This is a genomic window from Brevundimonas sp. FV2ps16 (genome assembly GCF_058681075.1).
Genome location: NZ_CM178728.1, coordinates 30,271 through 52,722 on the forward strand (window position 1 = coordinate 30,271; position 22,452 = coordinate 52,722).

Consider the following 22,452-nt stretch of genomic DNA (forward strand, 5'->3'; position numbering starts at 1 on the left):
GGCATGACCTCACACGCACCCATCGGCGTCGCCGTCGTCGGCTACGGCCTGGCGGGCCAGACCTTCCACGCCCCCCTGATCGCCGCCACCCCCGGCCTGACCCTGACCGCCGTCGTCTCGTCGCGCCCTGAAGCGGTCCACGCCGACCTGCCGGACGTCGCAGTCCTGCCCGATCTGGACGCCGCCCTGGCCCGAGACGACATCGGCCTGATCGTCGTCGCCACCCCCGACGCCCTGCACGCCGAACAGTCGATCGCCGCGCTTCAGGCCGGCAAGTCGGTGGTGGTGGACAAGCCCTTCGCCGCCACGCTTGAGCAGGCCCAAGCCGTCGCCGCCGTCGCCGCCGCGTCGCCCGGCGTCTTCAGCGTCTTCCAGAACCGCCGCTGGGACGCCGACTTCCTGACCCTGCGCCGGCTGATCGACCAGGGCGAACTGGGCGATGTCGCCGTATTCGAAAGCCACTACGACCGCTTCCGCCCGACCGTCACCGACCGCTGGAAGGACCAGCGCGACGGCGGCGTCTGGGCCGACCTGGGCCCGCACCTGATCGACCAGGCGGTGCAACTGTTCGGCCCGCCCCTGGCCGTCTACGCCGACCTCCAGGCCCAGCGACACGGCGCGACCGCCATCGACTACGCCCACGTCCTGCTGCGCTACGACCGGCTGCGCGTCATCCTGAACATGAGCCACCTCGCCGCCGAGGCCAGCCTCCGCTACGTCGTCCACGGCACAGGCGGCAGCTTCATCAAGCACGGCCTCGACGCCCAGGAGGGCCAGTCCAAGGCGGGTCTGCGTCCCGGCGACGCCGACTGGGGCCTGGACCCGTCGCCCGGCGTGCTGACGAAACAGATCGACGGCGAGACCGTCCGCACCCCCCCGACGCCGGAGCGCGGCGACTATCCCGCCTTCTACGCCGCCATGCGCGACGCCATACGCGGGGAAGCTCCGCCGCCGGTGACGGCGGATCAGGCCCTGGTCGTCATGCGGATCATCGATGCGGGCTTGCGCAGCGCGGCCGAAGGGCGCGAGGTTTCGCTTTAGCTTTCACCTCTCCGCGCGCGAAGGCGCGCGGGGAGGACAGGTCGCGCGAGCGACCAGGTGGGGGCGACTCGGACAGGGGTGATGACGCCTGCCAGCGTCAGACACCGGGTCGCCCCCTCCTGGCGTTCGCTGACGCGATCGCCTGTCCTCCCCGTTCGCCTGCGCGAACGGGGAGGTGAGCGAGAGCGTCACATCCTACCGCGAGTTCATCCCGCCGCCTCATTCCCGACGCAATCCGCTACGCATGTAGCGCTACAAATGTAGCGCCAACAGCCACGGGAACAGCCTCATGATCGAATCCCTGCCCCGCCGCGAACGCGAGATCTTCGAGACCCTGTGTCGGCTCGAGACCGCCGCCGCCGCCGCCGTCCGCAACGCCCTGTCCGACCCGATCAGCGACTCCGCCGTCCGCACCCTGCTGTCGCGGCTGGAGGCCAAGGGTCTGATCGAACGCGCCCCTGGCCCCGACGGCTATGTCTACAGCCCGGTCCAGCGCACCGAGGCCGTCGCCGCCGGCGCCCTGCAACGGATGATCGACACCTTCTTCGCCGGCTCGGCCGCCAGCGCCGCCACCGCCCTGCTGGGCCTGGGCCAGAAGCTGACGCCCCAGGAGGCCGCCGCCCTCGAACGCATCATCGACGAATCCGTGGAGCGCAAGTCGTGACCTGGGCCCTTCTGCTGTCCCTGCTGGTCAAGTCCAGCCTGATCGCCGGCGCCGGCCTGGCCTGTTCGCGTCTGCTGGCCCGCCGGCCGGTCGACCGGGTCGACATCCTGCGCGGGGTGACCTGTCTGCTGCTGGCCCTGCCGGTGATCATGGCGGTCCTGCCGTCGCTGAAACTGGCCCTGCTGCCCGCCGCCGAGCCCCTCGTGACGCCGCAAACCCTTCCCATGTGGCAGGGCGAGGTCGGCCCCGTCGCCGGGGTCGAGATCTCCGGCGCCCTGCCCTGGCCCACCCCCGCGCTGATTGTCGGCCTGATCTGGCTGATCGGCGTGGCGGCGGTCGCCGGCCGGCTGCTGCTGGGCCTGCACACCCTGGACCGCTGGACCCAGGAAGGCCGCGCCGTCAAATGCTCTGCCTGGCGCACCGCGCTGGACACCCAGACCACAGGCGAGCCGCCGCGCCTGATCGCCAACGACCGGCTGTCGGGCCCGCTCAGCTGGGGCGCCGCGCCCGGCGTCATCCTGGTCGATCCGACCAGCCTGGCCGAACGCCAGGCCGCCCCCGCCATTCTCGCCCACGAACTGGCCCATCTGCGGCGCAAGGACTGGGTCTTCCTGGTTCTGTCGCGGCTCAGCCTGGCCCTGTTCTGGTTCAATCCCCTGGTCTGGGCCCTGCACCTCGACCTGGTCGCCCGCTCCGAAGAGGCCGCCGACGCCGACGCCCTGACCACCGTGGACCGTCAGGTCTACGCCCGCGCCCTGGTCCGCCTGGCCGCGCATCCCGTCCCCCGCTCCATTCCCTGCGCCGCCAGCCCCATGGCCGCCGACGCCCGCACCCTGAAGACAAGGATCGCCTGCATCATGTCGAACACGCCGTCCCGCCGTCGCCGGCTGACCGTCGCCCTGACCGTCGCCGCCCTCGCCGCCGTCGCCACGCCCCTGGCCGCTCTGGAGCTGAGCCGTCAGGACTGCGCCAACCCGCCCCCGCCGCCTGAAGCGCCTGAGCCCCCGCCCCCGCCTGCCCCGCCGGAACCGCCCACGCCCCCGTCGATGGTCGTCGCGCCCCCGCCTGCTCCTCCTGCTCCGCCTGCGCCTCCCGCTCCCCCGGCGCCGACCATTTTCAGCTCAAGCTCCACCTACACCTACAGGGGCGCCCCCTTCCCGGAAGCGGATCGCGCCGCAGCCGACATCCGCGCCGAAGCCGATCAGGCCCGCGCACGCGCTGACGAGACCCGTCGCGGCGCCGATCAAGCCCGCGCGCGAGCCGATGAAAGCCGCGCCCAGGCCGAGATCGCCCGACGCGGCGCCGACCAGGACCGAGTCCGCGCCGAGCTCGCCCGCCTCGCCGGGGCCCAGGCGCGCGCTCACGCCGCCCAGGCTCGCGTCGAAGACGAAAAGGTGCGGCGCATGGGCGAACAGGCCCGCCTCCAGGCCGCCGGCGCCCGCGTGGACGCCCGCCGCCAGATGGCCCAGGGCGCCGAACAGATGCGCAAGAGCGCCCAGGACCTGCGGTCGGAGGCCGTCCGCCTTCGCGACCCCGCCTATCGCGCCCGCCAGATCGCCGAGAACCGCACGCGCGGCAACCGCGTCACCGACGCCGAACTCCTCGCCGTCGCCGCCAGCCTGCCCGCCAAGGCGGACGAGATGGACCGTGACGCGGACCGTCTGGCGCAAGACGCGCGGCGCGCAGACTGAACTGGGCGAACGGCGACAGGTTTCGCTCTAAGCCCGATCCGCTTCCCTTTCGTCATTCCGGGCGGAGCGCAGCGGAGACCCGGAACCCAGCGGCGCGCGAGAGCGCGAACCTGTCGCGGACTCGATCTTCAGGCAGTGTGCGGCGGATAGATTTCGCCTTCGGCGCCGCTGGGTTCCGGGTCTACGGGCCAAGCGGCCCTTCGCCCGGAATGACGAAAGCTCATATCCCTCTATCCGCCGGCTCACGCCCCCTGCGTCCACCGCTCCACGTCCGGCTGAAGACCGATCAGGGCCAGGCCGGCGGCGATGGATTCGAACTCGCCGCCGGTCTCGATCCGCTCCGTTCCGAACCGACGATGGAACATCGTCCGCACGGCGGGGGTCAACGAGGTGCCGCCCGTCAGGAAGACCCGGTCGATCCCCTCCGGCGCCAGGCCCGAGACGCGCATCGCCTCTTCCAGCGCCTCGTCCAGCGCCGTCTCAATGGCGGTCAGCTCGGGCGCGATCCAGGCCTCGAACTCGGCGCGCGTGACCGGCTTTTCGATCCGAACATCGCCGGCCACGAACGAAAAGTCCGCCGCCTCGGCCGCCGACAGATCCTGTTTCAGCGTCGAGACCGCGCGGTACAGGGCGTGGCCGTGATTGTCGTCCAGCACCTCGATCAGCCGCTCGATCTTCTCGGGCTCCAGCGAGGTCGTGGCCAGGCCCCGGATATCGCGCATGTCGCGCGACGCCCGCAGCAGGGCCAGCTGATCCCAGCGCGCGAAGGCCGAATAATAGCGCTGCGGCACCGGCAGGGTCTTGCCCACGCTGGCATAGAAACTGCCCTTGCCCAGTTCCGGCGAGACCAGATTGTCGATGATCCGATAGTCGAAGGCGTCACCCGCCACACCGACCCCCGACCGCGCCAGGGGCGTGGACTTCAGCCCGTCGGGCGTTCGTTCGAAGCGGATGATGGAAAAGTCGCTGGTGCCCCCGCCGAAGTCGGCGACCAGGACGGTGGCGTCCTGTTTCAGGGTCCGCGCAAAATAGAAGGCGGCGCCCACCGGCTCGTAGGCGTAGCGCACATCCTCGAACCCCAACCGTCTAAACGCGGTCTCATACCGCTCCAGCGCCAGGGCCTCGTCCGGCCGCGCCCCGGCGAAGGTCACCGGCCGCCCCACGATGACGCGCGGCGGCAGGTCGGCCATGGCCGCCCCCGCGTGCTGACGCAGTTTCAGCAGGAAGGCCGCCAGCAGATCCTCGAACGTATAGCGCCGGTCGTGAATCCGGGTCTCGGTGAAGGCGGCGCTGGCGGCGAAGGTCTTGAACGACTGGATGAACCGGGTGTCGTGCGGGTCGTCGACATAGGCCTCGATCGCCCAGGGCCCGGCCTCGACCACCCGCTCGGGCCGCCCCTCGCCCTCGGCCGCATGGAACTGGAAGCTCAGGGCCGAGCGGAAGGTCGAGCTTTCGCCCCCCTCGACCGCGAACTGCACCAGGACGGCGCCGGTCGTCGGGTCCGCCACCGCGACCACCGAATTGGTCGTGCCGAAGTCGATGCCGATCGTCAGCGGCTGTGGCGTGGTCATGACCCGGCTCCTTGAAGGGCGGGCTTCCTACAGTGTCCTCGTGGATTATGAAACTAAGCTTCGTGCGCCGACGGACAGGAGGCGGAGGTCGCGGCTCTATTTTCGCAGCCTGGCTGGCGATCCCCGCCCTGCCCGACCAGCCAGAACACCGCCGTCCAGACCAGCAGAGAAAAGATCAGCGCCCCGCCCCAGCCGATGATCCGCCAAAAGGCGCGGCCGCCGTCGTCCAGGTCTGGAAGGATGTAGGGGTCGTCCATGTCGACGTCCGATCGGAAACAGACCCCTTCATTCGCCTCATGCGCGAGTCCCGCAACCCGGCAAGATGCTTAACCGGATCAGCATCTGTGGACGGCCGGCGCCGTCATCGGCTCGCGGCTCTATGACGCGCCAGAACGGTCTCCGCCTGCACAAGGTGCAGACGCTCCACCATCGCCCCCGCCACCCGGATCGCGCCCCGCCCCTCGGCCTCCGGCGCGGCGAAGGCCTCCACCACGGCCCGGGCCTTCTCCACCTCCGCCTCGGACGGCGAGAAGGCGGCGTTGGCGGCGGCGATCTGCGACGGATGGATCAGGCTCTTGCCGTCGAACCCGTACAGCCGTCCCTGCGCCGCCTCGGCCGCCAGTCCGGCCACATCCTCGATCCGGTTGAACACCCCGTCGATCGCCGCCAGCCCGCGCGCCCGCGCCGCGACCACCAGGGCCGCCAGCCACGGCTTGAACGGCTCGCGATCCGGCGAGGCCCCGGTCCCCAGCGCCTTGGCCAGGTCGTTGACCCCCAGCATCAGCCCGTCCAGCCTACCGCCCGCCGCTGCAATGTCGTTCAGCGCGATCAGCCCGCGCGGCGTCTCGATCATGGCCCACAGCGCCGCCCCCGGCGCGCGGCCCGAGATCGCATGGACCGTCTCCACCGTCTCCACCTTGGGCGCGACGATCAGGCCGGCGCCGGCCTCCGCCAGGGCGTCCAGATCGTCTTCGCCCCAGTCGGTGTCCAGGGCGTTGATCCGCACCCCCAACCTCGGCCCAAACCCACCCGCCTTCACCGCCGCGACCGCCGCTTCCCGCGCCTCGACCTTGGCCTCGGGCGCCACCGCGTCCTCCAGGTCCAGAATGGCCACGTCGCAGCCCAACGTCCGCGCCTTCTCCACCGCCCGCGCGTTCGACGCCGGCAGATACAGCACGCTGCGGACCAGCTCCCCCCGCATCAGACCCGCCCGGTCACGGGCACCAGGGCGCCGGTCATGGCCCGGCTCTCGGGCGAGGCCAGGAACAGGATCACCGCCGCCAGATCGGCCGGCGCCACCCAGGTCGCCGGATCGACGTCCGGCATGTCCTTGCGATTGGTCGGGGTGTTGATGATCGAGGGCAGGACCGCGTTGACCGTCACCGCCGTCGTCTTCAACTCCTCCGCCAAGGCCTGGGTCAGGGCGTGCACCCCCAGCTTGGCCGCCCCATAGGCCCCCATGCCCGCACCGGGCTTCAGCGCCGCGGCCGAGCCGACATTGACGATCCGCCCGTCGCTCGCCGCCTTCAGATACGGCAGGGCCGCCCGGCTGGCGTTCAGGGCGGTGGTCAGGTTCAGCGCCTGCATCCGGTCCCAGGCCGGCGCCGCGTCGTCCGTCGTCTGCCAGACGAAGCCGCCGGCGATATTGGCCAGCACGTCCAGCCGCCCGAACCGGCTGATGACAGAGGCCACGGCCCCCTCAGCCTGGGCCGCGTCGGTCAGGTCCACCCCGCCGATCTCCAGCACCCCGGCCGGAACCGGATGACCCTCGGCGTGGTCGATGACCGCGACCGCCAGCCCCGCCGCCTGCGCGGCCTCCAGCACGGCCCGGCCCAGCACCCCGTGCCCGCCGGTAATCACCATCACCCGTTGCGTCATCTCGTCCTCCATCCCTTCCCCCGTCCTTCAGCTCACCCGGCGGCGAAGACCTTGGCCATCAGCCGCTCCAGCCCCGCCTGGTCCACGGCGTCGAAGGCGGCCGGCGTCGTCGCGTCCACGTCGAACACGGCGATCAGGTCGCCCGAGGCGTCCAGCACCGGCACCACGATCTCGCTGGCCGAGCGGCTGTCGCAGGCGATATGGCCGGGGAAGGCGTGGACGTCCTCGACGATCTGCGTCAGCCGCGTCGCCGCCGCCGTCCCGCACACCCCGCGCCCGAAGGCGATCCGCAGGCATCCCAGCGTCCCCTGATACGGCCCGACCACCAGTTCGTCCGCCTTGTCCGGCGCCACCACATAGAAGCCCGTCCAGAAGAAGTCGTCGAAGGCGTCGGCCAGCATCGAGGCTACGGTCGCCATCCGCGCCGTCAGATTCGGCTCCCCGTCCAGCACGGCCAAAATCTCGGCCTCGACCTCGGCATAGCGGTCCGCCTTGTCGGCGGGGCGGTCGTCGCGGGCGACATAGGACATGGGCGGCTCCTTCGATTCGAAGCCGATATAGGCGGCGGCGCCCCCGGAAGCGAGCCTCCGCGCAGAAAGGTCAAATTCCTAAATATCGGAAATCGCACAACAAGGTTCGAACACCCGAAAAATGTCGCTTGCTGTGGCGCCGCTTTGTCGCAAAACATCGTTAACCATGTTCGACGGTCTGACCTGTCGGCGCCTGCGCGCCGCCCTGCGTCACGTCGATAAGTGGGTTTGCGGGAGCGACAGGACAGTATGGGGGAGTACGACAACGCGGATCGCGGTCCGTCCCGGCTCCAGCGGCATCGCATGCCCCTGGCCGGCGGAGCCGTGGCGGTTCTGGTCCTGCTGATCGCCGTCCTGCTGCTGGCCAGCTGCGGCGACGGCGCCCCCGCCTTCTGGCGGCGCGGCGGCCAGAACGAGGCCGCCCTGTCCTGCCCCCGCCCCGCCTCGATCACGGGGTCCGAGTTCAACGCCCAGGAGGCCGGTCTGCGCCACCTGCGCCGCGCCGCCTTCCGCGGCGACGTCTTCGCCCAGCTCGAGCTGGGCTCGCGCTACGCCGCCGTCCGCGCCACCGACAAGAATATCGAAGACCCGATCGAAAGCTCGGTCTGGTACGCCATGGCCCTGGCTAACGACGAGGGCTACGCCCCGATCAACGGGGTGGACCGCAAGGGCGGCGTGTTCGGCGGCGGCCTGCGCCCCCTGTCGAAATACGACGACTGCCGCGCCTTCGAACGCCACCGCGCCTATCAGGTGCTGGACCGACAGCTGTCGCGGATGAGCCGCGAGGAGCAAGAGGCGGTGCGCGACCGGGTCATCTACATCCTCTCCACCCAGGACGCCGAGGGCTACCGCACCCTGGCCCGGCTGCACGACGGCCTCTACGGCCCGTTCGGAGAGCCTGCGGACAATCGCGAGGCGCGCGAGGCGCTCGGCCGCAAGCCCGACGGCAAGGGCCTCAGCCAGCCCCGCTCGCGCGGCGGCTACTGGGCGGCGGTAAACCTGTTCCAGCGCAACGACGTCGATGCTTACCTCTACAACTATCTCGCGGTTCAGACCGGCGACGTCGGCGCCTATGTGCTGATGAAGGACTTCGAACGCTCCTCGCCCGGCCGCGCCCAATACGCCGGCTTCGTCGAGGCCAAGGCCCGCCAGTGGACGCCCCCGTTCGAATTCTACCCGCTGGAGGCCCCGGCCTCGGGCGTGCCCTTCTCGGACGAAAGCCGCCCGCGCGGCGACGCCTATGAATACGCCCTGTCGCGCCTTCAGGGCGAACTGCCCTTCGTCCATGTCGGCCGCGCCCTGCGCTATCTCGGCGTGACCCAGGAGACGGCCACCGCCCCCGAACAACTGTCCCGGCAACAGATCGAGGCCTTCGAGGCCATGATCGGCCATGCGACCGAAAGCCGGCTGTCCCCGGTCGAACGGGTCCGCGCCATTCAGCTCGCGGCCGTCAACGGCTCGTCCGAGGCCCAGCTGGTGCTGGCGGTCATGTACGCCGAGGGGATCGGCCTGCCCGCCGACTACGCCCGCTCGTTCAAATGGTTCAGCGAGGCGGCCCGCCAGGGCAGCCCCGAGGCCAAGTTCGCCATGTCCACCTATTTCGCCCTCGGCGTCGCCGGGGTGGCGGATCAGGACAAGGCCGACGCCGTCGCCTTCCGCATCGAATCCGCGCTGTCGGGCTTCGGCCCCTCGGCCTCGCGCCTGCAGGCCCTGCTGTCCCAGGTGTCCCGCGCCCAACAACAGCGCCGTTAACAGGGAGGGTCTGGTCGCATGAACATCCGCTCGCTCGCGAAAGTCTCGCTCCTCGCGGCCTTCGCCCTTTCCGCCGTCACCGCCCTGCCCGACCCGGTTCAGGCTCAGGTCGCCGCCAAGGTCGAGGCCCAGACCCGGCCGAACTTCGGCGTCCTGCTGGACCCGCCGACCCGCAGCCGCCCGCGCGCCCATCGCCGCTACGACTACGGCCGTTATCGCGGCCCCGACTGGCGCCCCCTGCCCCGCCCCCCTCATCAGGAGGAAGTCGTCCTGGTCGATTGCGGCGGCAATCCCGGCTCCGGCGCGATCGAAAGCGCGGTCCAGCGCGTGCGCCCCGGCGGCACCTTGATCATCCGCGCCAAGGCGGGCGCCTGCGTCGGCTGGCTCAACATAGACAAGCCGATGACCATCATCGGCGACAGCGGCTTCGACCCGCGCCGCTGGGATGCGGCGACCCCGACCCTCGTGGCCCCGGACGGCCTGCCCTGCCTGACCGTCGCCCCCGGCGTCCGGGTCGAGGTCCGCGACCTGGTCTTCGCCTCGCCCCGCGCCGGCGACGCCGCCTGCGTGGTCGGCTATAACGCCGAGATCGTCATGAGCCGCGTCGGCTTCCGCCACGCCGGCGATGAGGCCGCCATCTACGCCGACGGCGGCCTGCTGGACCTGCGCGACGTCCTGATCGACGCCCGCACCGTCTCGGCCGCCATCGTCGCCGACGGCGCCGCCGCCACCCTGTACGAACTAGCCATCACCGGGGCCCAGTCGGGCGTCGATCTGACGCCGGGCTCCGGCGCCCCGTCCACCCTGACCTCGGTCACCCTGATCGGCTCGGAACAGCCGAACAATTTCGGCCCCCGCGCCATCGGCGTCATCGTCCGATCCGCCCGCGACTATGGTCAGGTCGCCATCAGCAACGCCAAGATCTGCGGCTATGTCGAGGGCGTGGCGGTCGAGGGCGCCTCGGTCTCGGTCTCCAACAGCCGGATCTGCAAGGGCGACAAGGGCGCCGTCCTCTATAACGGCGAGCTGCTGTTCGATCAGAACCGCGTCCGCGTCAGCCAGGTCGGCGTCGCCGCCGCCTCGGGCCGGGCCGTCGTCACCGGCAACAGTTTCGCCGGCGTCCGCGACGCCATCTACGCCGAGGACCGCGCCAATATCGAGGCCCACGACAACCGCGTCTGGTCGCGCGACCTGTGCCGCCCTCGCTTCGAAAACCGCTACCGCGACCGCTACGCCCCCTCCTGGGGCAGCCGCGGGCGCGATTACGAATGTCAGTACACCCCCTATCCCCGCGACTGGTGGGAAGCTGAGGACGGCCAGTACTACGACCACGGCTACGCCCTGGACGGCTACGACCGTTACCAGCAGGGCTACGGCTGGTACGACCGCGACGGCCGCTACATCCCCGACGACCGCTACCGCGGCGACGACCGCTGGCGCCGCAGCGGCTGGTTCTAGGCCGCTCTTCAGACCCTCTCCCGCTTGCGGGAGAGGTGGCCCGGCGTCCGCGCAGCGGACCAGGGTCGGAGAGGGACGTGTCGCCTGAAGTAAGACTTCCCCCATCGTCAGCCGTCTCGCTTCGCTCGACGAGCTGACACTTCCCCCGCAAGCGGGGGAAGGTCTGTGACCACCCTTCACCTCCCCGTTCGCGAAGGCGAACGGGGAGGACAGGCGGAAGCGTCAGCGAGGGCCAGGAGGGGGGCGACTCGGTGTCAGACGCTGGCGTGGTCATCACCACCACTGGAGCAGCAGACCCTCCCCCGCTTGCGGGGGAGGTGGCCCGGCGTCCGCGCAGCGGACCAGGGTCGGAGGGGGAAGTCTTGCTCGAACTAGAAGACTTCCCCCATCGTCAGGCGTGTCGCTACGCGCCACGGCCTGACACTTCCCCCGCAAGCGGGGGAAGGTCTGTTACGGTCGATCACATGACCCGGCGCGCACAATGACGCTGGTCTCTCCTCAAGCATTTCAACGCTCTAAAAGAATCTCACCCCAACTTCCGCGCCATACCAGCAATCGCGCGTAACCTCCTCCCATCCCCGCCGATGGGGAGGGCGTCGGATCCAGCGCCCTGACGGCGGCGGGGCTGTGGTCGAGCGATGAAGCCGGCGGGATGGAGACCGCCGGGGTCCTTAGGGGCGGCGATGGATGCCGTCTCCTGCTCGCCGCACGCTTAGGAAAGCGGACCGCTGTCGACCCTCGTCGGCATGTCCGCCCCGGCGAAGCCGTCGCAAGGCGGCCCGCCGATCCGGCAAGGCTCGAAGGCTAGGGCCGCCAGCCGGAGCGCGTGTGGAAAACGACCGCGTGGGACGACGACTGCGCCGAAACGGTAATTAAAACTCCAAACCCCGGGTGCAGACCCGGCGTCCCACGCCCTCCCCAACTTCGCCGTGAAAACGGCGAAGACGAAGACGCATGCCCGACGCGACCCCGACGCGACACTGCGTCATCTTGTCAGACCCGCCGACGCCCCCCACCTGAACCCTACCCCCAAACCAGACCCTCGCCCGCGACAGGAGCCTCGATGCCGCATGCCGACAGCCTGATTCTCACCCTGGTCGGAGGCTTCGTCCTCGCCTTCGTGTTCGGCATGTTGGCCAATCGCCTGAAGCTCTCGCCCCTGGTCGGCTATCTGGTCGCCGGGATCGCCGTCGGGCCCTATACGGGCGGCTTCGTCGCCGACACCGAACTGGCGCCCCAGTTGGCCGAGATCGGCGTCATCCTGCTGATGTTCGGGGTCGGGCTGCACTTCTCGCCCAAGGATCTGATGCAGGTCCGCAAGGTGGCCATCCCCGGCGCCCTGGTCCAGATCGGCGTCGCCACGGTCCTCGGCTGGGCCCTCGGCCGGTTCGTGCTTCAGCTCGGCGACGTCGAGGCCCTGCTGATGGGCTTCGCCCTGTCCGTCGCCTCCACCGTGGTCCTGCTGCGCGCCCTGGAAGAGCGCAAACAGGTCAAGGGCGAGATCGGCCGTATCGCCGTGGGCTGGCTGATCGTCGAGGATCTGGTCATCGTCATCGCCCTGGTCATGCTGCCGATGATCATCCTGCCCGCCGGCGCCCAGACCGATCTGGCGGCCCTGGGCCTGAACATCGGCTGGACCCTGCTGAAGGTCGTCCTGTTCGTCGTCGCCATGCTGGTCCTGGGCGGCAAGCTGGTGCCCTGGCTGCTGGTCCGCATCGCCCATACCCGCTCGCGCGAGCTCTTCACCCTGGGCGTCCTGGCCATCGCCCTCGGCATCGCCTGGCTGGCCTATTATCTGTTCCACTCGTTCGCCCTCGGCGCCTTCCTGGCGGGCCTGGTGATGAACGCCTCGCCCCTGGGCCACAACGCCGCCGAACGGTCCCTGCCCCTGCGCGACGCCTTCGCCGTGCTGTTCTTCGTCTCGGTCGGCATGTTGTTCGACCCGATGATCCTGGTGCGTCAGCCCTGGGCCGTGCTCGGCGTGCTGGGCATCATCATCATCGGCAAGTCGGCCGCCGCCCTGGTCATCACCAAGGCCTTCAAACTGGACCGGCCGACCGCCCTGACCGTGGCCGCCGCCCTGGCCCAGATCGGCGAATTCTCCTTCATCCTGGCCGCCCTGGGCGTCAGTCTGGGCGCCATGAGCCGCGAGACCCACGACCTGATCCTGGCCGCCGCCCTGCTGTCCATCTCGCTGAATCCCTTCGTCTTCCTGTTCACCGACCGGCTGGGCGGCCGCCCCCGTCCGCCGGCCGCCGGCTCGCCCGAGGCCAAACAGGCGGCGATCGACCACAAGGCCGACCGGGCCGGTCCCAATCCGGCGACGGCGTGAAACTCTCCTTGGCCTCAGCGGCCGATCATCGTTAACTGGCCCCCATGGACAAAACCCTTTCCGCACAGGCGACCCTTCATTACGGCGACGGCGAATTCGCCGTTCTGAAACCCGGACGCTTCGTCCGCTGCGCCGTCACCGAACAGCCGATCCCGCTTGAGACGCTGCGCTACTGGAGCCCGACCCGGCAGGAGGCCTATCTCGGCCCGGCCGAGTTCATCGCCGGGATGAAGGCCGGGTGATCGGCCGCCGCGCCCTTCTGCTGGGCGTCGGCGCGGCCCTCGCCGCCCCGCACAGACTGGGCGCCTATGTGCCGGCTCCGGGCGAACTCGACCTGATCCTGAACGGCGCCTGGCGTCAGGGCGGCTACGCCCTGGGCCGCACCGAACCCGGCGCCCTGATCTTCGTGGACGGCGAGGCCCTATCCACCGCCTCGGCCGACGGCCTCTTCGTCGTCGGCTTCGACCGCGACGCCCCCGCCGCCGTCGAGATCGCGGTCCGATCCGGCGCCCGATCTGGAGCCGACACGACCCGCCGGCTCCTCGACATCGCGCCCCATGACTTCCCCTCGACCCGCGTCGACGGCCTGCCGCCCGCCACCGTCGAGCCCAGCGACCCCGCCCTCTTGGCCCGCATCCAGCGGGAAGTCGCGCTCAAGACCGAAGCCTTCGCCAGCCGCGCGGACGCCGACGATTTCCGCGACGGCTTCATCTGGCCGCTCGAGGCCTTCCGCATCTCCAGCCAATGGGGCGCTCAGCGCGTCCTGAACGGCACGCCCGCCCGGCCCCACTACGGCATAGACCTCGCCGCCCCCGCCGGAACCCTGATCCGCGCCCCCGCCGACGGCCGCGTCATCCTCGTCCGCCCCGACATGCATTTCGAGGGCGGCCTGACCCTGATCGACCATGGACAGGGGCTGATCAGCGCCTATCTGCACCAGTCGCAGCAGGACGTGGCTTCAGGCCAGACCGTCCGACGCGGCGATCCTCTGGGTCGTGTCGGCATGACCGGCCGCGCCACCGGCCCGCACCTGTGCTGGCGCCTGAAGTGGCGCGACCGCAATCTGGACCCCTCATTGCTGATCGGCGCCCACGCGCCCTGAGCCGCCTTGGACACAACTGCAACGCTTGCAAGCGTAAGGATAACCCCGTAATCTGAGATCTCTTTTCGGGGGGATCCGGATGTCATTGCTGCGGTCGCTGAACGTCCTCGTGGTCGATGACCACGACCATATGCTGGCCATAGCCTCGACCATCCTGCGCGCCGCCGGCGTCCGCAGCGTCCACGAGGCCAGCGACGGCGCCGCCGCCCTGGCCATTCTTGGCAGCAAGCCGATCGACCTCGCCTTGGTCGACTACAATATGTTCCCGCTGGACGGCGACGAGCTGACCCGCCGGGTTCGCACCGGGGCGGACGGCGCCAACATCTACATGCCCATCATCATGATGAGCGGCCACGCTGAAAAGAGCCGCATTCACGCCGCCCGCGACGCCGGCGTGACCGAATTCCTGGCCAAGCCGCTGACCGCCAATTCGATCATCGAGCGGATCAAGTCGGTCATCCTCAACCCCCGCCCCTTCATCAAGATCGACACCTATTGCGGCCCCTGCCGTCGCCGCAAGGAAGCCGCCAACTACGACGGACCGCTGCGTCGCTCCATGGACGCCGACCGGTCCTTCAACGCCGCATAGACCTTGTCGGGCCACCGCTTGTGGACCCAGAACCAGTCTTCAGGAACCTCGCGAACCCGGTCCTCGACGAAGCGGTTCACCGCCTGGACGCCCGCCAGGATGTCGGCGTCACGGTCCCCCGTCTCGGACACCCGGATCGGCTCATGGGCCGTCACCCGGAACCGCACCCCTGGCAGACGCACCACCGACAGCGGCTGGATCACCGTGTCGAACTTCAGCGCCAGCCGCGCCGCTCCCGGCGAGGCGTTGACCGGCTGATCGAAGAACGCGACCTCCGGCCCCTGATTGTACTTTTGATCCACCAGCAGGGCGATCGAATCGCCCCGCTTCATCCCCGCCATCAGTTCGCGCGTCCCGTCTCCCTTCGGCGCGAACAGGCGGATGCCATACCGCTCGCGGCTTTGGCGGATCAGGGCGTCAACATAGGGATTGTTCGCCGCCCGATAGGTCACCTGGCACGGCAGGCCCGAAGCCATGATCACCGCCGCCATCACTTCGAAGTTCGCCAAATGGCCCGAGATCAGCACCGCCGCCTTGCCGCTGTCACGCAGGGCGTGCAGCCGTTCCATCCCGACCACCTCGACCCGCCCGCCCTCGGGCGTCAGCTGATCCATGACCGCCAGTTCGGCGAAGGTCCGACCCGTCCGGTCCCACTGTTCCAGCGCCAGGGCCTCGCGTTCACCCTCGGCCATGTCCGGAAACGCGATCCGCAGATTGCGCATCACCGTCTTCTGGGTACCCGTCTTCGGCCCCAGGGTCCGCAACAGCCAGCCGCCCAGACCCGAAGCCCGCTCGACACCCAAGAGGCGCAGGAAACCAAACAGCGCCTGGAAGCCGAAAGCCTCCAGGCGCCACATCAGATCCTGCCGCCAATCATTCCGCTTACCAGGCAATCGTCAATCCACCGTCCACCACAAGGGTCTGCCCCGTCACATAGGCCGAAGCGGGGCTGCACAGATAGACCGCCGTGCCGGCGATTTCATCGGGCTGACCGATCCTTTTCAGCGGCGCGGGCTCGGTCACCGTCTTCAGCAGCTCGGGGTTCTCCCACAGATATTTGGCGAAATCGGTCTGGACCAGGCCCGGGGCGATACAGTTGACCCGCACGTTCGACGGCCCCCACTCCACCGCCAGGTTCCGCACCAGCTGCATATCGGCCGCCTTGGAGATATTATAGGCCCCGATCAGGGCGTTGCCGCGCAGGCCGCCGATGGACGAGATCACCAGGATCGCCCCGTCCCGGCGCTCCACCATCTGCGGCGCGACCATCTGGATCAGCCAATGGTTCGAGATGACGTTATTCTGCAGGATCTTCTCGAACTGATCATCGGCGATCCCGCCCATCGGCCCGGCATAGGGATTGGTCGCAGCGTTGCAGACCAGGATGTCGATCTGACCAAAGGCGGCGTTCGTCTCGTCCACCAGCCGCTGCAGATCTTCCTTGGAGGCGATATTGGCGGGCACTGCGATGGCCCGGCCTTCGCCATACTTGCCGTTGATCTCGGCGGCGACCTCATCGCAGGGCCCGGCCTTACGCGAGGAGATGACCACCTTGGCCCCGTGCTCGGCCAGCCGCTCGGCGATCGCCTTGCCTATGCCGCGCGATGAGCCGGTGATGACGGCGACCTTGCCGGTGAGATCGAACAGTTCCATTGCGTTTCCCTTGGGTTCCGCCGGGTTATTTGCACCCCGGCTCTAGCCGAATGACATTGATAGCCTGATACTCAGGCGATTCCATCCGGGAGTGGCCACCGCCAGTCGATGCGTAACCTGACCACGGGCTTTCTGTATTTCGCCTATCTGTTCCTCGGCATGACCGTGGGCGCCTTCCTGTGGCGCGCCGGCCTGGGCGCAGGCGCCGGCGTGGCGGGGGCGCTCGGCGCCCTGGGCCTGCTGGGCGCCTTTCACGGCATCGTCACGGGGATCGTCGCCCGCCGCGCCCTGAAGAAGGAAATCGACCAGGTGCGCGAGGCGCACCGGTTGCTGGCCGATGCGATGGAATCGACCCAGGGCGCCCTGACCGAACTGGCCCACGCCATCGAGAGCGGCGCCTTGACCGACACCGACGCCCTGACCGGCGAGGTGCGGATGCTCGAGACCCTGGTCCAGCAGATGAGCGACAGTATCGACCATCGGCTGTCCACGGCGCCGAACATAGGCGTCGAGACCTTCGAAGGCCGTCGCCTGGCCCAGTCCAACGTTCTGCTGCGCACCATCCATGAGGCGCTGAGCGAGGGTCGGGTCGATCTGTACCTCCAGCCGGTCGTCTCCCTGCCCCAGCGCCGGACCATCTTCTACGAGAGCTTCACCCGCCTGCGGGACGCGACGGACCGGGTCATGATGCCGGCCGAGTACCTGTCGCTGGCCGAGGGCGAGGGCCTGGTGCCGGCGATTGACAATCTGCTGCTGTTCCGCTGCGCCCAGATCGTGCGCCGGCTGGCGCGGCAGGATCGCAAGGTCGGGGTCTTCTGCAATGTGGCCCTGACCTCGCTGGGCGACGACACCTTCTTCCCGCGCTTCCTCGAGTTCCTCAGCGAGAACCGTGACCTGAACCAGGCCCTGATCTTCGAACTGGGTCAAGCCAACTTCGACGCGCGTGGCGCCATCGAGGCGCGCAACATGGCCAAGCTGGCCGATCTGGGCTTCCGCTTCTCGCTGGACAAGGTTCAGACGCTGGACCTCGATTTCGCCGATCTGCAGCGGGCGGACGTCAAGTTCATCAAGGTCTCGGCCGACCTGCTGATCGAACAGCTTCTGGACCTGGACGGCGGCGCGCCCCTGCGCTCCATGCCCGACATCCAGGCCGCCGACTTCGCCGCCCTGACCCGCCGCTACGGCGTCGAGGTGATCGCCGAGAAGGTCGAGTCGGAACGCCAGATCGTCGACATCCTGGAACTGGACGTCGGCATGGGACAGGGCCACCTGTTCGGCGAACCTCGGGCGATCAAGGAAAAGGTCCTCGCCGAAACCGACCCGCCGGCGGACTTCCTGCGCTCGACCCTGCGCAGCGCCGAACAGCGCCGCCGGTTCAGCTGATCCTCTTCCCTTCTCCCCTTGCGGGAGAAGGTGGCCGAGCGCAGCGAGGTCGGATGAGGGGTTACCCCCTCTGACCTTGAACGCTGTAACACCCCCTCATCCGGCCCTTCGGGCCACCTTCTCCCACAAGGGGAGAAGGGCTATGGGATGGTCATGACCCTCCCCCACGCTCTGCCTCACCTCAGCGCCGTCGCCGGCGACTACGACATTCTGCTCTGCGACGTCTGGGGGGTGATCCACAATGGGCGGGAAAGCTGGGCGGCGCCGTGCGAGGCCCTGATGCGGTTCAACCGCGAGGGCGGGCATGTGGTGCTGATCTCCAACTCGCCCCGCCCCGCCTCGGACGTGATCGCCCAGCTGGACGGGTTGGGCGTGCCGCGCGAGGCTTGGAAGGCGTTCGTCACCTCCGGCGACGCCACCCGCGCCGAACTGGCCAAGCGGGCGCCCGGCCCGGCCTTGCTGCTGGGGCCCGAGCGCGACGCGCCGCTGTACGCCGGGCTGGGCCTGGACGTGGCGAGCGACGCCGCCGACGCCGCCTTCGTCTCGGTCACCGGACTGGTGGACGACGAGACCGAGACGCCCGAGGACTATCGCGAACGCCTGACGGTCGCCGCAGCGCGGGATCTGGAGCTGATCTGCGCCAACCCCGACCGGGTGGTTCAGCGGGGCGACAGGCTGATCTACTGCGGCGGGTCCCTGGCCGACCTGTATGAGTCGCTGGGCGGCCGGGTGGTGATGGCGGGCAAGCCCTACGCCCCGATCTATGATCTGGCGATCCGGGAGGCGCAGGCCCTGCTGGGGCGGCCGCTCGATCGGTCGCGCGTCCTGTGCATCGGCGACGGCGTCGTCACCGACGTCATGGGGGCCAATGCCCAAGCCCTGGACTGCCTGTTCATCGCCCAGGGCATCCATGGCGACCAGGCCAAGGGCGAGGATGGCGCGCTGGACCCGGCCCGCGCCGGCGAACTGCTGAAGGCTGAAACAACATATGCGCGATACGCCGCGCTCGAACTGGCCTGGTAAGGCTCGCCATTTTGTCGCACCGCAGCTAAAGCCTGATCCATGGTCGAATTGGTACAGCAGCATCCGTCCGGTGGTTACATCCTGGACGAACTTCACGTCGGTATGGCCGCCGAGAAAATCGTCGTCGCCACGGAGGATCGGATCCGGCTGTTCGCCGAGGCGTCCGATGACTTCAATCCGGTCCACCTGGACGAGGCCTTCGCGTCCAAGACCGCCTATCGCGGCCGGATCGCCCATGGCCTGCTGAGCGCCTCGTTCGGCTCGGCCGTGGTGGGGACCATGCTTCCGGGCGCCGGGTCGATCTATATCTCCCAGACCCTGGCCTTCCATCAGCCCGTGCGGATCGACGACGTCGTCCGTATCCTGATCACCGTGATCGAGGTCGAGGCCGAGAGCGCGCGGGTCAAGCTGAGCTGCGAAGGCTTTGTCGGCGAGACCATGATCATGGACGGCGTCGCCGTCGTTCGCGTGCCCCGCCGGCGCAAACCGTCCCAGCGCTGATGCAGATCGTCCGCGACTGGCGCGACGTGCCGGACGCCCTGAAGGGCGCAGCGGTCGCGGTCGGCGCCTTCGACGGCGTGCATCGGGGGCACCAGGCGGTCATCGCAGGAGCAAAAGCCGCCGCCGAACGACTGGGCGCGCCCTTGGGCGTCGTCAGCTTCGATCCCCATCCCCGCCGCTGGTTCCAGCCCGAGTCGGCGCCGTTTCGCCTGATGACGGCGGACCAGATGGCCCAGGCCCTGGCGCCGCTGGGCGTGGATATCCTTTATCTGCTGCCGTTCGACGGCGAGATGGCCGGAATGAGCGACGCGGACTTCGCCGAACAGGTGCTGGCGCGCGGGCTGGGCGTCCGCCACGCCGCCGTCGGTTTTGACTTCACCTTCGGCAAGGGCCGGTCCGGATCGCCTGAAGCGCTGCGTACCTATGGCGAGCGGCTGGGCTTCAGCGTATCGGTGGCCGAGCGTCTGGACGACGCCGATGGGCTGAAACTGTCGTCCAGCGCCGTGCGCGAGGCCCTGAAGGCCGGGGACATGGACCGGGCCGCCGCCATACTGGGCCGCCCCTTCGCCCTCCAGGGCGAGGTGATCCACGGCGACAAGCGGGGGCGGACTATCGGCGTCCCGACCGCCAATGTGGCGCTGGGGGACTACATGCGGCCCGCCTATGGGGTCTACGCGACCCGCAGCCGGCTCGCCGACGGCCGGGTTGTGGATGGGGTGGCCAGCCTGGGCGTGCGCCCCATGTATGCGCTGGAGACCCCGCTGCTGGAGGTCTGGCTGTTCGACTTCGACGGGGACCTTTACGGCCAGATCATCGAGACGGACCTGGTCGCCTGGCTGCGTGGCGAGGAAAGCTTTGACGGGCTGGAGGCCTTGAAGACCCAGATCGACGAGGATGCGGCGGCGGCGCGGGCGGTTCTGGCTACCTAATCCCGCTCATCCTGGCGAAAGCCGGGATGAGCGGGATTAGAGGGGGCGCAGGTCAGCCGCGAACCGTTTCCAGTTCTGGACATAGTGTTCGGCCGACATCTGCAGCACGGCGATCTGGTCGGGATCGCGTTCGCGCACCACCTTGCCCGGCTGGCCCACCACCAGACTGTTGTCGGGGATGATCTTGCCCTCGGTCAGCAGGGCGTTCGCGCCGATGATGCAGTTGCGGCCGATCTTGACCCCGTTCAGGACCACCGCCCCGATGCCGATCAGACTGTAGTCGCCGACCTCGCAGCCGTGCAGCATGGCCTGGTGGCCGACGGTGACGCCCCGTCCCAGCGTCAGGGGCGAGCCCATGTCGGTGTGCAGGACGCTGCCGTCCTGGATGTTGCTGTCAGGACCCACTGTGATCGGCTCGTTGTCGCCGCGCAGCACGGCGCCGAACCAGATGCTGGCGTTGGGGTGTAGAATCACATTCCCAATCACGGATGCGCTCGGCGCCACCCAGTATTCGCCTTCAGGCGGAAACTGAGGTTTGCTGTCGCCCAAGGCGTAAATTGTCATCAGAACGCCGCCTAATCTTCTAAAAACGAGGGCTTTAACAGATTTCTAACCACGATAGCATCTAACTGTTGATGCGATTCGTGGGTCGCCATTTCGGCCCCGGATCCGAAGCCGGATCAAGCCCGATCCGGCCAATTGTCGGGGCTTTCGCTTGGCGCGTTGGGATCCTGGTTCGGTTGTTCGGCGGCGGGTTCATCCCGTTACGGACGGCCCAGCTGTCGATCCGGGCGGTCGCCGTAACGCGGGCCGCGACCTTTTCCTCCCCAAGACCAGCCAAGGCGGAACCCGTGTGGGTCCGCCTTTTTTCATGCCCTGGAGGCGTCCATGACCAAGCGTGCGGCAATGAAGCGTCAGTCCCGTGAGAGCGGTATTCTCGATTCGCGGGAGTTCATCGAGGAGTCGAAAGTTCGCCGACTCCACGGCCCTCACAATGAACGGTCGGGGTGGTCGCCCCACCCGTCCAACGATGATCGCGAGCAGGGCTATCTGAAGACGCTGAAGCCGAAGTCGGAAGGCCAGATCGAACTGATGGCGGCCATCGACGCGCACAATCTGGTCATGGCCCTGGGTCCCGCAGGCACCGGCAAGACCTATCTGGCCGTCGCCAAGGCGGTTGAGGCGCTGGAAGCCGGCAAGGTCGGGCGTATCGTGCTGAGCCGCCCTGCGGTGGAAGCCGGCGAATCGATCGGATTCCTGCCCGGCGACATGGAGGACAAGCTGGCCCCCTATCTGCGCCCCCTCTATGACGCCCTGTCGGATCGGCTGTCGATGAAGCGGGTCAAGGCCTTGATGGCCGAGGGCCTGATCGAGATCGCCCCCATCGGCTACATGCGCGGCCGCACCCTGAACAACGCCTTCATCGTCGTCGACGAGGCCCAGAACTGCACCTATGTGCAGCTGAAGATGCTGCTGACGCGGCTGGGCTGGCATTCGACCATGGTGGTCACCGGAGATCCGCAGCAGTCCGACCTGCTGCCGGGCATTTCGGGCCTGTCGGACATCTCGGCCCGGCTGGAGGCTATTGAGAACATCGCCGTGGTGCGGCTGGCGGAACGCGACATCGTGCGTCACCCGCTGGTGGCCTCGATGATTGGAGTGCTCTGAGCCAGAGTTCGCGCGTCGGTTTCACCGGCGATGAACGCAACGCTTATGAATGAAGCGCGGCGAGAAGCCGACGATGGAGATCATCGCCGGCTTCTCAGCCGTTGGCGAACTCCGTTGCCTCGACAATTCGCGCCGCCGGGGATTTGTGTCGGAATCGGCAACAGATCGTCTGCGGCTGGGCATCGGAATGGGCTGAAACGAGGACGAAACCGCCCCGTGAGAACAGGTCAAACGGCCCATCCAATTGATAGAAATGGCGAAATCCTGACCTCAGGCCAACGACCGCTTCCACGCGCTTGAAACGACTTGTGAACAACCAAGTCTGATACCGGCGTTCGATCATGTCCATTTCGTGTTGTGAACGCTCTCAATCCATGCTTACCTGAGTCTGCGAGGGGCCGGAGAGCCCCCGTACAGGGAGCGGAAGATCATCGGCCATAACGGTCGGTGGAACCTGACGTCACAGACGTCATCCGCAAACATGATCGAAAAGCCTGCTGCAGCGGGCGATGCTGACGGCTGTCCGCCGCCATCATGGATTGTGTGCGCGTCTCCCAAACTCTTGTTCTGACGGCGGCGGCCGTCGCGGAGTTCGGTCTTGGGGGATGTTTTGAAGTTTCGTACGCCGTCGTTGATCAGCCGTCTCGCCCTGGCCCTGGCCATAGGCGCGGCGCCGCTTTCCGTGCT

23 protein-coding genes are annotated in these 22,452 nt (G+C 68.6%); 14 read left to right on the top strand and 9 right to left on the bottom strand.

Annotated features, from left to right (window positions below):
• Positions 1-3 precede the first annotated feature (3 nt).
• The 3 genes from ACW170_RS00175 to ACW170_RS00185 all read left to right on the top strand — a co-directional run bounded on the left by ACW170_RS00175 (position 4) and on the right by ACW170_RS00185 (position 3,396).
• Positions 4-1,041: an oxidoreductase gene (locus ACW170_RS00175; RefSeq protein ID WP_492087705.1), complete on the top strand. Its 1,038-nt coding sequence runs from the start codon at positions 4-6 to the stop codon at positions 1,039-1,041.
• A 289-nt stretch (positions 1,042-1,330) separates the two neighbouring features.
• Positions 1,331-1,705 carry a BlaI/MecI/CopY family transcriptional regulator gene (locus ACW170_RS00180; RefSeq protein WP_492087706.1) on the top strand — a complete coding sequence of 125 codons (375 nt, stop codon included), beginning with the start codon at positions 1,331-1,333 and terminating at the stop codon, positions 1,703-1,705.
• Positions 1,702-3,396 carry a M56 family metallopeptidase gene (locus ACW170_RS00185; RefSeq protein WP_492087707.1) on the top strand — a complete coding sequence of 565 codons (1,695 nt, stop codon included), beginning with the start codon at positions 1,702-1,704 and terminating at the stop codon, positions 3,394-3,396. The genes ACW170_RS00180 and ACW170_RS00185 overlap by 4 nt, the downstream gene beginning before the upstream one ends.
• A gap of 242 nt (positions 3,397-3,638) precedes the next feature.
• Here the strand turns inward: ACW170_RS00185 and ACW170_RS00190 are convergent, their stop codons facing one another.
• The 5 genes from ACW170_RS00190 to ACW170_RS00210 form a co-directional block, all read right to left on the bottom strand.
• Positions 3,639-4,967, bottom strand: a complete 1,329-nt coding sequence (locus tag ACW170_RS00190; protein ID WP_492087708.1) for an Hsp70 family protein — start codon at positions 4,965-4,967, stop codon at positions 3,639-3,641.
• A gap of 53 nt (positions 4,968-5,020) precedes the next feature.
• Positions 5,021-5,224, bottom strand: coding sequence for a hypothetical protein (locus ACW170_RS00195; RefSeq protein ID WP_492087709.1), 204 nt, complete (start codon positions 5,222-5,224; stop codon positions 5,021-5,023).
• Between the two features lie 104 nt (positions 5,225-5,328).
• Complete coding sequence (locus tag ACW170_RS00200) at positions 5,329-6,168, bottom strand: HpcH/HpaI aldolase/citrate lyase family protein (protein ID WP_492087710.1); 840 nt, start codon at positions 6,166-6,168, stop codon at positions 5,329-5,331.
• Entirely contained in the window at positions 6,168-6,845 is a 678-nt protein-coding gene (locus ACW170_RS00205; RefSeq protein WP_492087711.1) for an SDR family NAD(P)-dependent oxidoreductase, read from the bottom strand. The genes ACW170_RS00200 and ACW170_RS00205 overlap by 1 nt, the downstream gene beginning before the upstream one ends.
• A 32-nt stretch (positions 6,846-6,877) precedes the next feature.
• The gene (locus ACW170_RS00210; protein WP_492087712.1) at positions 6,878-7,375 is read right to left on the bottom strand and encodes a GAF domain-containing protein; all 498 of its coding nucleotides are present in this window, start codon (positions 7,373-7,375) and stop codon (positions 6,878-6,880) included.
• 249 nt (positions 7,376-7,624) lie between these two features.
• Between ACW170_RS00210 and ACW170_RS00215 the strand changes: the two genes are divergently transcribed.
• The 6 genes from ACW170_RS00215 (at position 7,625) to ACW170_RS00240 (ending at position 14,608) form a co-directional block, all read left to right on the top strand.
• On the top strand, positions 7,625-9,127 hold the full coding sequence (locus tag ACW170_RS00215; RefSeq protein ID WP_492087713.1) for a tetratricopeptide repeat protein: 1,503 nt from the start codon (positions 7,625-7,627) through the stop codon (positions 9,125-9,127).
• Positions 9,128-9,145: 18 nt separating this feature from the next.
• Positions 9,146-10,585 (top strand): right-handed parallel beta-helix repeat-containing protein, encoded by a 1,440-nt coding sequence (locus tag ACW170_RS00220; RefSeq protein ID WP_492087714.1) that lies wholly within the window; start codon positions 9,146-9,148, stop codon positions 10,583-10,585.
• Between the two features lie 1,063 nt (positions 10,586-11,648).
• Complete coding sequence (locus ACW170_RS00225; protein ID WP_492087715.1) at positions 11,649-12,917, top strand: cation:proton antiporter domain-containing protein; 1,269 nt, start codon at positions 11,649-11,651, stop codon at positions 12,915-12,917.
• Between the two features lie 44 nt (positions 12,918-12,961).
• The gene (locus tag ACW170_RS00230; RefSeq protein WP_492087716.1) at positions 12,962-13,159 is read left to right on the top strand and encodes a DUF2093 domain-containing protein; all 198 of its coding nucleotides are present in this window, start codon (positions 12,962-12,964) and stop codon (positions 13,157-13,159) included.
• A complete protein-coding gene (locus ACW170_RS00235) occupies positions 13,156-14,019 on the top strand; it encodes a M23 family metallopeptidase (RefSeq protein WP_492087717.1) in 864 nt (287 codons plus the stop codon). Before ACW170_RS00230 ends, ACW170_RS00235 begins: the two co-directional genes overlap by 4 nt.
• Positions 14,020-14,098: 79 nt before the next feature.
• Positions 14,099-14,608, top strand: a complete 510-nt coding sequence (locus tag ACW170_RS00240) for a response regulator (RefSeq protein ID WP_492087718.1) — start codon at positions 14,099-14,101, stop codon at positions 14,606-14,608.
• Here ACW170_RS00240 and ACW170_RS00245 read toward each other — a convergent pair.
• On the bottom strand, positions 14,551-15,465 hold the full coding sequence (locus ACW170_RS00245) for a lysophospholipid acyltransferase family protein (RefSeq protein WP_492087719.1): 915 nt from the start codon (positions 15,463-15,465) through the stop codon (positions 14,551-14,553). The two genes, ACW170_RS00240 and ACW170_RS00245, sit on opposite strands and share 58 nt — an antisense overlap.
• Positions 15,466-15,490: 25 nt before the next feature.
• Positions 15,491-16,261 (bottom strand): SDR family NAD(P)-dependent oxidoreductase, encoded by a 771-nt coding sequence (locus ACW170_RS00250; RefSeq protein WP_304936515.1) that lies wholly within the window; start codon positions 16,259-16,261, stop codon positions 15,491-15,493.
• 108 nt (positions 16,262-16,369) lie between these two features.
• Here ACW170_RS00250 and tipF point away from each other — a divergent pair, with 108 nt between their 5' ends.
• The 4 genes from tipF to ACW170_RS00270 all read left to right on the top strand — a co-directional run bounded on the left by tipF (position 16,370) and on the right by ACW170_RS00270 (position 20,097).
• Positions 16,370-17,644 carry a flagella assembly cyclic-di-GMP phosphodiesterase TipF gene (tipF, locus tag ACW170_RS00255; RefSeq protein WP_492087720.1) on the top strand — a complete coding sequence of 425 codons (1,275 nt, stop codon included), beginning with the start codon at positions 16,370-16,372 and terminating at the stop codon, positions 17,642-17,644.
• 153 nt (positions 17,645-17,797) lie between these two features.
• Positions 17,798-18,667: a TIGR01459 family HAD-type hydrolase gene (locus ACW170_RS00260; RefSeq protein ID WP_492087721.1), complete on the top strand. Its 870-nt coding sequence runs from the start codon at positions 17,798-17,800 to the stop codon at positions 18,665-18,667.
• A gap of 39 nt (positions 18,668-18,706) precedes the next feature.
• Positions 18,707-19,168 carry a MaoC family dehydratase gene (locus tag ACW170_RS00265; RefSeq protein WP_492041188.1) on the top strand — a complete coding sequence of 154 codons (462 nt, stop codon included), beginning with the start codon at positions 18,707-18,709 and terminating at the stop codon, positions 19,166-19,168.
• A complete protein-coding gene (locus ACW170_RS00270) occupies positions 19,168-20,097 on the top strand; it encodes a bifunctional riboflavin kinase/FAD synthetase (protein ID WP_492087722.1) in 930 nt (309 codons plus the stop codon). The genes ACW170_RS00265 and ACW170_RS00270 overlap by 1 nt, the downstream gene beginning before the upstream one ends.
• Positions 20,098-20,133: 36 nt before the next feature.
• Here ACW170_RS00270 and ACW170_RS00275 read toward each other — a convergent pair whose 3' ends face one another.
• Entirely contained in the window at positions 20,134-20,661 is a 528-nt protein-coding gene (locus ACW170_RS00275) for a gamma carbonic anhydrase family protein (RefSeq protein ID WP_492087723.1), read from the bottom strand.
• 312 nt (positions 20,662-20,973) lie between these two features.
• Here ACW170_RS00275 and ACW170_RS00280 point away from each other — a divergent pair, with 312 nt between their 5' ends.
• Entirely contained in the window at positions 20,974-21,765 is a 792-nt protein-coding gene (locus tag ACW170_RS00280; RefSeq protein WP_492089203.1) for a PhoH family protein, read from the top strand.
• Positions 21,766-21,859: 94 nt separating this feature from the next.
• On the opposite strand, the gene ACW170_RS00285 is transcribed toward ACW170_RS00280, so the two are convergent.
• A complete protein-coding gene (locus ACW170_RS00285; RefSeq protein ID WP_492087724.1) occupies positions 21,860-22,108 on the bottom strand; it encodes a hypothetical protein in 249 nt (82 codons plus the stop codon).
• Between the last annotated feature and the right edge of the window lie 344 nt (positions 22,109-22,452).

What these genes read in the sequence shown, in the direction of transcription:
- ACW170_RS00195 (WP_492087709.1), bottom strand. Translation starts at nt 5,224, where the DNA reads ATGGACGACCCCTACATCCTTCCAGACCTGGACGACGGCGGCCGCGCC.
- ACW170_RS00230 (WP_492087716.1), top strand. Translation starts at nt 12,962, where the DNA reads ATGGACAAAACCCTTTCCGCACAGGCGACCCTTCATTACGGCGACGGC.
- ACW170_RS00210 (WP_492087712.1), bottom strand. Translation starts at nt 7,375, where the DNA reads ATGTCCTATGTCGCCCGCGACGACCGCCCCGCCGACAAGGCGGACCGC.
- ACW170_RS00180 (WP_492087706.1), top strand. Translation starts at nt 1,331, where the DNA reads ATGATCGAATCCCTGCCCCGCCGCGAACGCGAGATCTTCGAGACCCTG.
- ACW170_RS00215 (WP_492087713.1), top strand. Translation starts at nt 7,625, where the DNA reads ATGGGGGAGTACGACAACGCGGATCGCGGTCCGTCCCGGCTCCAGCGG.
- ACW170_RS00285 (WP_492087724.1), bottom strand. Translation starts at nt 22,108, where the DNA reads ATGATCGAACGCCGGTATCAGACTTGGTTGTTCACAAGTCGTTTCAAG.
- tipF (WP_492087720.1), top strand. Translation starts at nt 16,370, where the DNA reads ATGCGTAACCTGACCACGGGCTTTCTGTATTTCGCCTATCTGTTCCTC.
- ACW170_RS00275 (WP_492087723.1), bottom strand. Translation starts at nt 20,661, where the DNA reads ATGACAATTTACGCCTTGGGCGACAGCAAACCTCAGTTTCCGCCTGAA.
- ACW170_RS00245 (WP_492087719.1), bottom strand. Translation starts at nt 15,465, where the DNA reads ATGTGGCGCCTGGAGGCTTTCGGCTTCCAGGCGCTGTTTGGTTTCCTG.
- ACW170_RS00200 (WP_492087710.1), bottom strand. Translation starts at nt 6,168, where the DNA reads ATGCGGGGGGAGCTGGTCCGCAGCGTGCTGTATCTGCCGGCGTCGAAC.
- ACW170_RS00175 (WP_492087705.1), top strand. Translation starts at nt 4, where the DNA reads ATGACCTCACACGCACCCATCGGCGTCGCCGTCGTCGGCTACGGCCTG.
- ACW170_RS00260 (WP_492087721.1), top strand. Translation starts at nt 17,798, where the DNA reads ATGACCCTCCCCCACGCTCTGCCTCACCTCAGCGCCGTCGCCGGCGAC.
- ACW170_RS00190 (WP_492087708.1), bottom strand. Translation starts at nt 4,967, where the DNA reads ATGACCACGCCACAGCCGCTGACGATCGGCATCGACTTCGGCACGACC.
- ACW170_RS00250 (WP_304936515.1), bottom strand. Translation starts at nt 16,261, where the DNA reads ATGGAACTGTTCGATCTCACCGGCAAGGTCGCCGTCATCACCGGCTCA.
- ACW170_RS00220 (WP_492087714.1), top strand. Translation starts at nt 9,146, where the DNA reads ATGAACATCCGCTCGCTCGCGAAAGTCTCGCTCCTCGCGGCCTTCGCC.
- ACW170_RS00225 (WP_492087715.1), top strand. Translation starts at nt 11,649, where the DNA reads ATGCCGCATGCCGACAGCCTGATTCTCACCCTGGTCGGAGGCTTCGTC.
- ACW170_RS00265 (WP_492041188.1), top strand. Translation starts at nt 18,707, where the DNA reads ATGGTCGAATTGGTACAGCAGCATCCGTCCGGTGGTTACATCCTGGAC.
- ACW170_RS00270 (WP_492087722.1), top strand. Translation starts at nt 19,168, where the DNA reads ATGCAGATCGTCCGCGACTGGCGCGACGTGCCGGACGCCCTGAAGGGC.
- ACW170_RS00240 (WP_492087718.1), top strand. Translation starts at nt 14,099, where the DNA reads ATGTCATTGCTGCGGTCGCTGAACGTCCTCGTGGTCGATGACCACGAC.
- ACW170_RS00205 (WP_492087711.1), bottom strand. Translation starts at nt 6,845, where the DNA reads ATGACGCAACGGGTGATGGTGATTACCGGCGGGCACGGGGTGCTGGGC.